Source organism: Brevibacterium sp. 239c (genome assembly GCF_900169365.1).
In the GTDB taxonomy this organism is placed as follows: Bacteria; Actinomycetota; Actinomycetes; order Actinomycetales; family Brevibacteriaceae; genus Brevibacterium.
On the sequence record NZ_FXZH01000003.1, the window covers coordinates 119,576 to 132,649 of the forward strand.

10 protein-coding genes are annotated in these 13,074 nt (G+C 62.4%); 3 read left to right on the plus strand and 7 right to left on the minus strand.

Annotated features, from left to right (window positions below; all coding sequences use genetic code 11):
- Positions 1-54 precede the first annotated feature (54 nt).
- The 4 genes from rpsD to aspS form a co-directional block, all read right to left on the minus strand.
- A complete protein-coding gene (gene rpsD, locus BSP239C_RS03970; RefSeq protein ID WP_101570332.1) occupies positions 55-696 on the minus strand; it encodes a 30S ribosomal protein S4 in 642 nt (213 codons plus the stop codon).
- 226 nt (positions 697-922) lie between these two features.
- Positions 923-2,536 (minus strand): cation:proton antiporter family protein, encoded by a 1,614-nt coding sequence (locus tag BSP239C_RS03975; RefSeq protein WP_257930063.1) that lies wholly within the window; start codon positions 2,534-2,536, stop codon positions 923-925.
- Between the two features lie 137 nt (positions 2,537-2,673).
- The gene (locus BSP239C_RS03980; protein WP_101570333.1) at positions 2,674-4,221 is read right to left on the minus strand and encodes a replication-associated recombination protein A; all 1,548 of its coding nucleotides are present in this window, start codon (positions 4,219-4,221) and stop codon (positions 2,674-2,676) included.
- Entirely contained in the window at positions 4,221-6,005 is a 1,785-nt protein-coding gene (gene aspS / locus BSP239C_RS03985) for an aspartate--tRNA ligase (protein WP_101570334.1), read from the minus strand. The genes BSP239C_RS03980 and aspS overlap by 1 nt, the downstream gene beginning before the upstream one ends.
- A gap of 119 nt (positions 6,006-6,124) precedes the next feature.
- Here aspS and BSP239C_RS03990 point away from each other — a divergent pair, with 119 nt between their 5' ends.
- Positions 6,125-6,499, plus strand: a complete 375-nt coding sequence (locus BSP239C_RS03990; protein WP_101570335.1) for a metalloregulator ArsR/SmtB family transcription factor — start codon at positions 6,125-6,127, stop codon at positions 6,497-6,499.
- A 53-nt stretch (positions 6,500-6,552) separates the two neighbouring features.
- On the opposite strand, the gene hisS is transcribed toward BSP239C_RS03990, so the two are convergent.
- Together hisS and BSP239C_RS04000 are read right to left on the minus strand one after the other, a co-directional pair.
- Positions 6,553-7,887, minus strand: a complete 1,335-nt coding sequence (gene hisS / locus BSP239C_RS03995; protein ID WP_101570336.1) for a histidine--tRNA ligase — start codon at positions 7,885-7,887, stop codon at positions 6,553-6,555.
- A gap of 85 nt (positions 7,888-7,972) precedes the next feature.
- The gene (locus BSP239C_RS04000) at positions 7,973-8,617 is read right to left on the minus strand and encodes an MBL fold metallo-hydrolase (protein WP_101570337.1); all 645 of its coding nucleotides are present in this window, start codon (positions 8,615-8,617) and stop codon (positions 7,973-7,975) included.
- Positions 8,618-8,736: 119 nt separating this feature from the next.
- Here BSP239C_RS04000 and BSP239C_RS04005 point away from each other — a divergent pair, with 119 nt between their 5' ends.
- Entirely contained in the window at positions 8,737-10,089 is a 1,353-nt protein-coding gene (locus BSP239C_RS04005) for a DUF349 domain-containing protein (RefSeq protein ID WP_101570338.1), read from the plus strand.
- A gap of 96 nt (positions 10,090-10,185) precedes the next feature.
- On the plus strand, positions 10,186-10,746 hold the full coding sequence (locus BSP239C_RS04010) for a hypothetical protein (RefSeq protein ID WP_226830493.1): 561 nt from the start codon (positions 10,186-10,188) through the stop codon (positions 10,744-10,746).
- Between the two features lie 28 nt (positions 10,747-10,774).
- Here BSP239C_RS04010 and BSP239C_RS04015 read toward each other — a convergent pair whose 3' ends face one another.
- Positions 10,775-13,072 (minus strand): bifunctional (p)ppGpp synthetase/guanosine-3',5'-bis(diphosphate) 3'-pyrophosphohydrolase, encoded by a 2,298-nt coding sequence (locus tag BSP239C_RS04015; protein WP_101570340.1) that lies wholly within the window; start codon positions 13,070-13,072, stop codon positions 10,775-10,777.
- Positions 13,073-13,074: the final 2 nt, after the last annotated feature.

The following is a 13,074-nucleotide window of genomic DNA, read 5'->3' on the forward strand; positions in this document are numbered from 1 at the left end:
TGCCCGGAACTCGACGTTCCGGGCAGTTGATGCCGTGCGATCCCTCTGGGGTGATCAGCGCGAGTAGTGCTCGACGACCAGCTGAACGTCGACGGTCACAGGGACCTCTTCGCGCTTGGGGCGACGAACCAGAGTGGTCTGCAGACCCTCGAGGTTGACGTTGAGGTAACCCGGAACTGCAGGGAGAACATCCTTGTGTCCACCGGCTGCGGCGACCTGGAACGGATCCATCGATGCGCTGCGTTCGTGAACCTGGATGGTCTGTCCTTCCTTCACGCGGAATGAAGGACGATCGACGCGCTGGCCGTCAACGGTGATGTGACGGTGCACGACGAACTGACGCGCCTGGGCAATGGTGCGGGCGAAGCCCGAACGCAGAACCAGGGCGTCGAGACGCATTTCGAGGAGCTCGACCATGGTCTCACCGGTCAGACCGGAGAGGCGGCTGGACTCCTTGTAGATCTTGAGCATCTGAGCTTCGCGGATGCCGTACTGGGCGCGAAGACGCTGCTTCTCCTTGAGGCGGACCGAGTAGTCGCTGTCATTGCGACGACGTGCGCGGCCGTGCTCGCCTGGAGGATACGGGCGACGCTCGAAGTACTTCTCCGCTTTCGGAGTCAGCGGCATGCCGAGGGCGCGCGAGACGCGCGTCATCCGGCGGTTACGTGCTGGTGCTGGCACAGTATTACCTTTCATCAATGTAGTGTGTCTCGACCGGCCATAGGTTCTCGCCCTAGTCGACACGGTTGTTTCCCAGGATGGGAAAGAGGGATTGAGCGTCGAGATACGCTCGCACCGACCGCCTTTAGCTTGCAGGCACAACAGCTACCCACTTTAGCGGATTCCACTCCCCCTGCGCAAAGCGGAATCGACCGGAGAATCCGCACTCAGCCGAACAACAGAAAGACCGCCAACCCTGCGGTCAGCCGTTGGCAGGCTGTCCTCCGTCATCGGGCCGTCGCTTCGTGGGCAGACGCATCGCCGCATCGGCGACTTCGGCTCCCGAACCACCGTAGATGTTGACGACTGTGTGAACTCCTGCCGCAGTCAGAGCATCGGCCTGATCCTGGCGCTGAACCACTGCGGCGATGGCACCATCGAAAGCGGCTATCCTCAGCTGCTCCAGCGCAAAGGTGTTCGAGTCGTGGATCGCCATAGCCAAAATCACGGTTCGAGCGGACCCACCGACGACCAGGCGATGCCAGAATTCGTGATCGGTGGCATCACCTTCGAGCACATTGAACTTCTCTCGCTTCAGCTCTTCCACCACCTGGTGGTCATTGTCGACACCGATGACTGAGAGTCCTCCGTTGTCGACCAGCCTTTCGTAGGCGCCGCGACCGATGCGCCCCATCCCCAGCACCACCACCTCGGCGGACCCGGTGTCGATCGGACGATCCGGCAGTCGCAGTTTCGATTCGTTCTCGTCAGGCAGGATCTCATCGAGTCGGCCGACGATCTGCAGGCTGTAGGCATTGGCGAGGGAGGAGATGATCATGCCGATGGCGACGGCCAAGGCGGTCACGGTCAGCCAACTGTCCTCGAACACTCCGTTGGCCGCTCCGACGGCCACCACGATGAGGGCGAATTCGGAGAAGTTGCTCAACGCGAGACTGGTGCGGATGCTGGTCCGATTCCGCAGGCCGAAGAGGCGCCCCATCAAAAAGAAGCTGAGGAAGTTGAAGGGAATGAGGATCACGCAGAGGATGAGCGCCATGAGCAGGTCGGCCCAGGTCGGGATCGCCTGCAGTCCGATGACGACGAAGAAGGCGACGAGGAAGAGTTCCTTGACGCTGAACAAAGACTTCGACAATTCGCTGGATCTGGGGTGGGTGGCAAAGAGCAGACCCATCACCAAGGCACCGAGGTCGCCGTGGATGCCCACGGACACGAATGCCACGTATCCCGGCCCCAGCGCCATCACCACACCGAAGAGGACGAGCAGCTCGCCACGGCCGACTCGGTCGAGGACGCGACGCAGAACCCAAGCGGCGGGAACGACCAGGACGAGGGCGAAGGCCCACGGGCTCGGTGGCTCCTCTCCCGCAACAGTGATGAAGGCGACCGCAGCGATGTCTTGGATGACGAGAATCGCAATGGCGATCTGACCGTAGTAAGACCCGTCGTCGGAGCGATCCTCGAGGACCTTGACGACGAGAACCGTTGAGGAGAACGACAGTGCGAAGCCGAGCAGACCGATCGTGCCCAGCCCGCCATCGAGTGACACGACACCCACGACCGCGGCGAGCCCGATCGTGCCCGCTCCGACGAAGACACTGGAGATCATGTGGAGCGCGGCAGTACCGTAGGCCTCGGGCTGCAGGAGAGATCGCAGATCGAATTTGAGTCCGATGGTGAAGAGGAGCAGGACCACGCCTAGGTCGGAGACCTGCTCGAGCCCGTCGAATGCTGTGACACCGAGGAAGTGAAGCAGGAAACCTGCGCCGAGGAAGCCCACCAATGGTGGGATGCGCAGTTCACGCGCCACCAGTCCCAGCGCGAGGGCCGCCGCGATGGTGACGATGATGTCCTCCACGTCGACCCCCCTCGGCCTCTTTGGCACCAACTCACCGAGCGTGGCGGCGGCGCGCTTTCACCCTGTGCACAAAACTACCGTGTCACACGAGCCAAAGGGAGGAATTCGGGGCGAATATCGTCAGACGGGTGCCGGCCTCAGGGTCGGAGCAGTCGCTGAAGCATCTCGAGTCTCTCCCCCAGCGAACGTTCCATGCCATTGCCTGTCGGTTCATAGTAGCGCTTTCCACGCAGGGTTTCGGGCAGGTATTCCTGGGCGGCGACCCCATGAGGATGATCGTGGGAGTACTTGTAGCCTTCGCCGTGACCGAGTTCCTTGGCTCCGGGATAATGGGCGTCGCGCAGATGCGTGGGCACCTGTCCCGAGAAACCGTTCTTGACGTCGGCGATCGCTGCGTCCAGTGCCCGGTAGCTGGCGTTCGACTTCGGCGCCATGGCCAGATAGGTGACCGCCTCGGCCAGGGGGATGCGACCTTCGGGCATCCCGATGTTCTGCACGGCCGTTGATGCCGCCACCGCGATCGGCAGCGCCTGCGGATCGGCCATCCCGATGTCCTCGGCAGCCGATATCACAACGCGTCGGGCGATGAACCGGGGATCTTCCCCGGCGACGATCATCCTAGCCAGGTAGTGCAACGCGGCGTCGACGTCTGAGCCGCGAATGGATTTGATGAATGCGGAGACGACGTCATAGTGCTGGTCGCCGTTCTTGTCGTAGCGCAGCACCGTTTCGGAGCTGGCCTCGGCACAGGCGGCCTCGGTGATGAGGATTGCTCGAGTCTCGGAGTCCGAGTCAGTCGAGTCCTCGCCTTCGACCTCTGAGTCTGCCTCATCGTCTGCGTCTCCATCGGCATCAGCATCAGCATCAGCATCAGCATCAGCATCAGCATCAGCATCAGCATCAGCCGAGTCTCCGCCAGCCGCCTCGGCGAATTCCGCCTGTGCGGCAGCGATTCCGGCAGCGGCTTCGAGGATCGTCAGGGAGCGTCGGGCATCGGCACCGGCGATGCGGACAATGAAGTCCTTCGCGGCCGGTGCGAGTTCGAACTGCCCGGCCAGACCACGTTCGCTGGTCATGGCCCGGTCGAGGAGATCGGCGACGGCGGCATCGTCGAGTGGACGCAACGTCAGCAGCAGCGAGCGGGACAGCAACGGGGAGATGACGGAGAAGGACGGGTTCTCGGTCGTCGCGGCGACGAGAACGACGAGGCGGTTCTCCACTGCCGGCAGCAGCGCGTCTTGCTGCGCCTTTGAGAACCGGTGGATCTCGTCGAGGAACAGCACAGTCGTGCGCTGATACATGTCGCGCTCACGCCTGGCGTTCTCAATCACCTGGCGCACGTCCTTGACGCCGGCGGTGATCGCGGAGAGTTCGACGAAGGTGCGGCCCGGTGCGTGGGAGATGACGTGGGCCAGGGTGGTTTTGCCGACGCCGGGAGGACCCCACAGGATCACCGATGAGGCTCCTGCCCGGTCTCCCCCGCTGGCTTCGACGAGCTGGACGAGAGGCGAGCCGGGGAATGTCAGATGATCTTGGCCGACCACCTCGGAGATGGTGCGCGGACGCATCCGCACCGCTAACGGATCGAGGGCACGCCCCGAACCGACGGAGGAACCACCGACGCCCGGACCAGGAGATCCCTGGCCCGGGCTGTCGGAGGAGAAGAGGTCAGGGCCGTCGGTCATCAGGCCTCAGCGTCGTCGTCTTCCGGTTCGAAGTCCACGCCGGCCTCTGCACGCTGTGTGTCGGTGATCGGCGCGGGAGCCTGGGTGAGCGGATCGTATCCGGCACCGGTCTTCGGGAAGGCGATGACTTCACGGATCGAGTCGACCCCGGCGAGCAGGGACACGATGCGGTCCCAACCGAAGGCGATGCCTCCGTGTGGTGGTGCGCCGAATTTGAAGGCTTCGAGGAGGAAGCCGAACTTCTCCTGAGCGTCCTCTTCCGAGATGCCCATGATCTTGAACACACGTTCCTGAACATCCTTGCGGTGGATACGGATCGAACCGCCGCCGATCTCATTGCCGTTGCAGACGATGTCATAGGCGTAGGCCAGGGCTGCGCCGGGATCGGATTCCAGAGTCTCGAGGAATTCGGGCTTCGGAGCGGTGAAGGCGTGGTGGACTGCGGTCCACGATCCCTCGCCGACGGCGACGTCGCCTGCTGCCTGTGCCGCGGCTGCGGATTCGAAGAGAGGTGCGTCGACGACCCACACGAAGGCCCAGTCGCCTTCCTTGATGAGTCCGGTGCGTTCGGCGATCTCGTTGCGGGCCGCACCTAGGAGTGAACGCGAGCTCGCAGGGTCACCGGCGGCGAAGAAGATCGCGTCACCGGGGTTGGCTCCGGCAACCTCGACGAGGCCGGCCTTCTCCTCATCGGAGATGTTCTTGGCCACAGGACCGGTCAGGGTTCCGTCTTCGCCCACGAGGACGTAGGCCAGGCCCTTAGCGCCGCGCTGCTTTGCCCAGTCCTGCCAGCCGTCGAGCTGACGGCGGGGCAGGGTGCCTCCGCCGGGGTAGACGACGGAGCCGACGTACTCGGACTGGAAGACCCGGAACGGAGTCTCCGAGAAGAAGTCCGTGAGATTGTGCAGTTCGAGTTCGAAGCGCAGATCGGGCTTGTCGCTGCCGTACTTCTCCATCGCATCGGCGTAGGTGATGTGTGGGATCGGCGTCGTGATCTCGTGACCGATGAGCTTCCACAGAGCAACGAGGATCTTCTCCGCCAGAGCGATGATGTCCTCCTGCTCGACGAAAGAGGCTTCGATGTCGAGCTGGGTGAACTCCGGCTGCCGGTCGGCACGGAAGTCCTCGTCGCGGTAGCAGCGAGCCAGCTGGTAGTAGCGTTCCATGCCGGCCACCTGCAGGAGCTGCTTGAACAGCTGCGGTGACTGCGGCAGGGCGTACCAGGAGCCGGGCTGCAGACGTGCGGGAACCAGGAAGTCACGCGCGCCCTCAGGTGTGGACCGGGTCAGGGTCGGGGTCTCGATCTCGAGGAAGTCCTGCTCATCGAGGACCGTACGGGCTGCCTTGTTCGCGGCCGAGCGCAGACGCATCGTGGCGGCTGGACCGGACCGGCGCAGGTCGAGGTAGCGGTAGCGCAGGCGAGTCTCCTCACCAACGATGCCGGCATCTTCGGCGTGGTCGGAGACCTGGAACGGCAGAGCCTCAGCGAGGCTGAGGATCTCGACGTTCGTGTCGATGACCTCGACGTCACCTGTAGGCAGGTTGGCGTTGGTGTTGCCCTCGGGACGCAGGGACACGGTACCGGTGACCTTGACGACGGTCTCGTTGCGCAGTGCGTGCGCATCGTCCTCACGGACGACGACCTGGACGATCCCGGATGCGTCACGCAGATCGATGAAGGCGACACCTCCGTGATCGCGACGGCGGTCGACCCACCCGGAGAGGATGACGGTCTGTCCTGCGTGTGAGGCTCGCAGGCTTCCGGTTTCATGGCTTCGCAGCACCTAGGGCTCCTTTACGATGTTTATGTGGCAGCGCGTGAACAATGATAGTGCCTCGCCGCATGATTGCTGGCACGGCCCACTGCAGGCCATCCGCTGAGGGGCACGAGAAAGAGGATGACATGAGCACTGGTGGTACAGGCACGGAGGGACTCGACTCGGACGTGGGAACTGACCCCACCTCGGCGCAGGTCGAGGTCGCAGCCGAGACGTTTCGCATGCTCGCGTCCCGGACGCGATTGCGTCTGGTGTGGAGTCTGGTCAACCAGGAACTCGATGTCTCTTCCCTCGCCGAGGCGATCGGTGCAGCCGTGCCCACTGTGAGTCAGCATCTGGCGAAGATGAGATTGGCGGGCCTGATCTCGTCTCGTCGAGACGGGCGTCGGATCTTCTACACCGTCGATGACCCGCATGTGGTCTCGATGGTGCGTGAGATCTTCGATCACATCGCCCCGGACGGATCGCTGGCTCCCGACCCGCCCGTGAGCGATTCCTGAAACAGGGCAGACTCAGCACACGTCAGCTCAGGTGATCGCCAGCCCGCCTGACGTCAGTCCCGATATACCCGGGGCCTGCGGTCAGCGTCGACAGGCTCCCAAGTCGCCGGGTCTGCCGAGGCCTGCTCGCCGGAGCGGATGTCCTTGATTTCGTGACCACTCTCACCATCGGTGAACCAGACGAAGGGGATCCCTCGACGTTCGGCATAGCGAATCTGCTTGCCGAACTTCGCCGCGCTCGGTGAGACCTCGCAGGCTATGTCGCGGGCACGCAGAGCGGTGGCCACCGCATCGGCTTCGCTGCGCTTGTCCTCTTCAGTCACGGCAACGACTACGGCCGAGGGTGTTCCGCGTGTGGCTTTGATTCCGCTTTCAGCATCGAGGATGAAGGCCATAAGGCGTGAAACGCCGATCGACATGCCGACGCCCGGGTAGCTCTTCTTCCCCACGGTCACGAGTGAGTCGTAGCGACCGCCCGAGGCCACCGATCCGAGCTCCTCATGTCCGATCAGCTGCGTTTCATAGACGGCCCCCGTGTAGTAGTCGAGTCCGCGCGCGATCTTCAGCTGCGCCACAACGACACCGGGCGCTCGGTCGTGGGCGGCGCGGAGCATGGTGGTCAGAGAGTCGAGTCCCTCGTCGAGCAGCGGGTGCTCGACTCCGAGGGCACGCACGTCGTCTGCGAAGTCCGGCGAGTCCGATTCGATCGCAGCCAGTTCAAGGCACAGTCGCTGCTGTTCCTCGTTCGCATCGGCTTCGGCGGCCAACAGCTTACCCACCTCGGCGGGGCCGATCTTGTCGTACTTGTCGAGGCAGCGCAGGACAGCCTGGATGTTCGTCAGACCAATGCCGCGAGCGAACCCTTCGAGGAGCCTGCGATCGTTGACGACGATCTTGACTCTTGGCACGCCCAGCGGCGCCAGCCGGCTGAAGGCATCGGCGACGGCAAGCGGAATCTCGACTTCGAAGTGGCCGGGCAGCTCCGCCTCGGCGATGACGTCGATATCTGCCTGGATGAACTCGCGGTACCTGCCCTGCTGAGGGCGTTCACCACGCCATACCGGCTGGATTCGGGCCGCCTTGAACGGGAAGGAGAGTTCGTTCGCGTTATCTGCGATGTACCGTGCCAACGGCACCGTGAGGTCGAAGTGCAGACCCAGTGGATTGCGCTCGCTGCCATCGGAGTGCAGCCGGCTCACGGCAAAGATCTCCTTGTCGATCTCTCCGTCCTTTGCCAGCTGGCTGATCGGCTCGGCTGCACGGTGGTTGAGTGCCGAGTATCCATGCAGCGCGAAGGTGTGGTCGAGGACGTCGATGATCGACTTCTCGATGACGCGTTCTGCTGGAAGTCGTTCCGGGAATCCGGACAGTCGGGCTGACTTCGCCATTATTCTCCTAGGTGCTCGTCGCTTCTGATGGGGTTCGGGTGCTGTCGGTGCTCGGTTGGTCTGCCCGAGCTGAACGGATTCGTTCCTAGAAGAACGGGTTCGTCGCCAGCTCGTGCCCGACTCGAGATCCTGGACCGTGTCCAGGATAGATGGGAACGTCGGGCAGTGTCGCAAACGCCTGCAGTGATTCTGCCATCGCCGAGGCATCTCCTCCTGGCAGATCGACCCGGCCGATCGCTCCGGCAAAGACCACATCGCCGGTGAAGATGATCTCCTCACCGTCGGCTTCCACTCGCAGGAGAGTCGATCCTTCCGTGTGTCCAGGTGCTGCCACAGCGGTGATGGTCAGTCCTGCGACCCCCACGGTCTGCGCATCGACGAGAGCGTTCACCTCGGGTGCCGACCAGTCCTTGACAAGTGGCTGAAGCATCTGAGCAAACTGCGGACTCAGCGTTTCGGCGGGCCGGTCCAGGCGGTAGTGGTCTGTCTCGCCCAGGTAGACGGGCACATTCCAGCGGGCCAGCACGTTGGTCAGTCCGAGGATGTGGTCGGGGTGACCGTGGGTGAGGAAGATGGCGCGAGGCACTAGTTTCTCCTCGTCTACAATTTCGGCAAGGCCGGGTGCGCAGTCGAATCCTGAGTCGATGAGAATACAGTCGTCACGGCCTTCTGCACGCACGGCGTAGCAGTTGACGTCGAGAAATTCGGCACGGGTAACAAATACATCCATGCTCAAAGTCTATCCAGAGCCTGGGGCTTAGTTATGCTGGGATAACGTCAATCAGGAAATCGAGTGATCTGCAGGCACAGAGTCCCGCAGGTTCGACCGATGGAAACAAGGTGAGAATCATGTCGACCCCGACACCGAAGCCGGTCCCGCGCCCGTCCTCTCTGCCCCGCCCACAGGCGGCACAGACCGTGACCGGGACAACCGTTGATCATGATGCCGAAGTCCGGCGCGCAATCGAGCACGGTCGCGCTGACCAGGAGGGCAATGTCTTCGTCGTCACTGCCGACGGCGAGCGGGCGGTCGGGCAGTATCCCGATGCCACTCCCGAAGAAGCCTTGGAATACTTCGCTAAGAAGTACGTCGAACTCGTGGAGAACGCAGCGCTTCTCCGCAACCGCCTGTCCGCCGGAGCCCCGGGCCGCGAGGTCGTCTCTGCCGCGAAGACCCTGCAGGAGACTCTGCCAGAGGCCAATGTCGTCGGTGATCTCAAGGGCCTGTCTGCCACCTTGGATACCCTGATCTCGGATGCTGAGGCCACCGAGTCGAAGCAGGCTGCTCGTGCAGAGGCAGCAAAGCTAGAGGCCGCGCAGGAACGCGAAGAGATCGTCGCCGAGGCCGAATCATTGGCCAAGCGTGATCCCGCGAAGATCCAGTGGAAGCAGTCAGGGGCACGTCTGCGTGAGCTCTTCGGTCAGTGGAAGGACATGCAGCGCAGCGGTCCCAGGCTGCCGCGTGCTGTGGACCAGGAACTGTGGGGCCGTTTCTCACAGGCTCGGAACACGTTCGAACACAAGCGCAAGGAATTCTTCGCAGAGCTCGACAAGCAGAACTCCGAGGGCAAGCGAATCAAGGAAAAACTTGTCGTCGAGGCGGAGTCACTGTCTGGTTCCACTGACTTCCGAAACGTATCTCAGAAGTACAAAGACCTGATGAACCAGTGGAAGAAGGCTCCACGTGCCTCCCGCAAGGACGATGACGCCCTGTGGGCGCGCTTCCGTGCCGCCCAGGACGTCTTCTTCGCCGCCCGCGACGCAGAGAATGCTGCCGTCGACGAAGAGTACAAGGGCAATCTGGAAGTCAAAGAAGCAATCCTGGCCAGGGCGCAGGGTCTGTTGCCGATCGGCGATATCAGTGTGGCGAAGAAGGAACTCCGCGTCATCCAGGACGAGTGGGAATCCGCTGGCAAGGTGCCGCGAGCCGATGTCTCTCGCATGGAGAACGGACTGCGTGACGTCGAACGTGCCCTCTCCGACGCAGAGAATGCCGAATGGAAGCGCAGCAACCCAGAGACCAAGGCACGAACGTCCGGTGCGCTGAGCCAGCTCGACGATTCGATCGCTGAGTTGGAGCAGAAGTACGAAAAAGCGAAGTCCGGTGGCGATGAGAAGGCTGTCGCTGAGGCACAGTCGGCTCTCGACGCACGTCGGGCCTGGCGCGATCAGCTGGCTCAGACAGCTGCCGAGCTGGGCTGACGCTTCTTCCACAGCCTGGCGACCACGAGTCGAAGTTTATCCACAGATCGCCTCTTCGGTCTTGAACACGCCTCCATACAGCGCAATAGTGTCTGTATGGAGGCGATGTTTCATCTGCGCGATTACAGCTATGAGCACCTCACCGAGCTGACCCTTGATGGTCTGCTGACTCGACTGACCGAGTCCACCTGGGTGCGCAAGGGTGCTGTGCTCAGCTCAGAGGACCGGATGGCTGCATTGCATGCGCAGATCCCGCCACGACTTGTCCTCTCCCATGACATCGCATGGTGGGTCCACAGTGGTCTGGGGCGGGCTCCGCGTCCGCTGACGTTCATCACCTATCCAAGGCGGCGTTATGTCGATGGCAGCGACGTCGTCGTCCACGAGCTCACGATTGCGCGAGACGAGTGGGAACTGATCAACGGTCTGCCCATCACCACGGAGGATAGGACGCTCTACGATCTGCTGCTGCCACATCTGCGCAGCCCCGATGACCGCTCGGCTCAGACAGTGAAGAACCTCATCGACGAACTTCCCGGACGGGCGAGGCAACGGTTCCGACTGTATTTGGCGGAGATGTCGCGCAGGCCTTATGTCGCCCTCATGCGGACCGTGTTCGAGCGGACCTGTGCCGCATCAGATGGTGACAGACGCTGATCCTGTGTACATCCACGCCCGGATGCGATCAGCCTCCAGCGATGCGGTAGACGTCGAAGACCCCTTCGACCTTGCGAACTGCTGAGAGCACGGTGTCGAGGTGGCTGGCATCGCTCATCTCGAAGACGAACTTCGACTGAGCCACTCGGGCACGGGAAGTGGCCACAGTGGCAGACAGGATGTTGACGTGGGTCTCGGTGAGAACCTTCGTGATGTCAGAGAGCAGACCGGAACGGTCAAGTGCCTCCACCTGAATTTGAACAAGGTAGATGCCGCTGGTCTTCTCGCCCCAGGAAACATCGACCATCCGCTCGGGTTCGCGTTCCAAGGACCCGATATTGGGACAGTCCACCCGGTGTACGGAGACTCCCGAACCGCGGGTGACGAAGCCAAGGATCTCATCACCCGGCACCGGAGTGCAGCAACGGGCCAGTTTCACCAGAACATCCTCGACGCCTCTGACGGTCACTCCCCCAGATGAGGAATGGTGGCCCGAGGACTGGCCGGTGCGATTACGCGGCGCAGGCGGCAGAACGGCCTCATCGGCGTCGTCTCCGACCTCCTTTGCCAGCAGGTCGACGACGTGGGCAGCTGAGCTCACTCCATTGCCGATCGCGGCGTAGAGGGCGGTGACGTCGGGTAGGCGAAGTTCTGTGGCGACGACCTGCAGTGCTTCTTGGCTCATCAGCGTCTTGGCTGCGAGTGTGTGGCGACGCATTGCTCGCGCCAGCTGTTCGCGACCGTTCTCGATCGCTTCTTCCCGGCGTTCTTTCGAGAACCACTGACGGATCTTGCTGCGTGCGCGGGGACTCTTGACGAAGCCGAGCCAGTCGCGGCTGGGGCCCGCGTTCTCATCTTTGGAGGTGAAGACCTCGACCGAGTCGCCGTTCTTCAGCTCGGTGTCGAGCGCGACGAGACGGCCGTTGACTCGGGCGCCCATTGTCTTGTGCCCGACCTCGGTGTGAACCGCGTATGAGAAGTCGACAGGGGTCGCTCCTGCGGGCAGGCTCATCACATCTCCCTTGGGGGTGAAGACGTAGACCTCCTTGGAATTCACCTCATAGCGGAGGTTGTCGAGGAACTCATCGGGGTCGCTGACCTCGCGCTGCCATTCCAGCAGCTGCCGCAGCCAAGCCGCGTCATCGACTTCGCCTTCATCGGAGACCTTGACCGACCGTGCGGTATTCGACGTCGCGGCATCCGAGGGAGTGCGACGGTCTTTGTACTTCCAGTGGGCGGCCACACCGAATTCTGCTCGCCGATCCATTTCATGGGTGCGAATCTGGATCTCGACAGGCTTCCCGTTGGGACCGATCACTGTCGTGTGCAGGCTCTGGTACATATTGTACTTCGGCATCGCGATGTAGTCCTTGAACCGCCCGGGAACAGGATTCCAACGAGCATGGACGATGCCCAGCGTCGCGTAGCATTCGCGGACAGTTTCAACGAGGACGCGGACACCTACGAGGTCGTAGATGTCGGCGAATTCGTGCCCGCGGACGACCATCTTCTGATAGATCGAGTAATAGTGCTTCGGCCGACCCGTGATCGCTGCTTCGATGTTGGATTGCACGAGCTCCGATTGGAGTTCGTTGGAGACCGTGGCCAGGTACTTCTCACGTTCGGGTGCCCTGTCAGCAACGAGACGCACCACTTCGTCATAGACCTTGGGGTGCAGAACCTGGAAGGACAGGTCCTCAAGTTCCCACTTGATCGTGTTCATACCCAGGCGGTGAGCCAAAGGGGCATAGATCTCAAGCGTCTCGCGTGCCTTCTTCGTACTCGAGGAAGCAGGCACGAAACGCCAGGTGCGGGCGTTGTGGAGTCGATCGGCAAGTTTGATGACGAGGACACGGATGTCCTTGGCCATCGCCACGATCATCTTGCGCACGGTCTCAGACTGGGCGGCCTGACCGTAGGTGAGTTTGTCGAGTTTGGTCACCCCGTCGACCATTGCTGCGACTTCGGGACCGAACTCCTCTGTCAGCTCCTTCAGGGAGTAAGAGGTGTCCTCGACCGTGTCATGGAGCAGAGCGGCGGCGAGGGTGACCGGCAACATGCCGATCTCAGCCAGGATGGTGGCCACGGCCACGGGGTGCGTGATGTAGTCGTCGCCGGACCTGCGGGTCTGCCCCCGATGAGCCTGTTCGGCGATCTTGTAGGCCCGCACCACCAGGTCGATGTCGGCCTTCGGGTGGTTCGACTGCAGCGCCCTGATCATCGGGCCCAGAACTCGTGGGTAGCCAGGGTTGTTCTGTGCCCTGGCTGCCCACCAAGCTAAGCGGGAGATGCCTCGCGGACGGCGCGAATCGGCGGAAGAAGCCATGA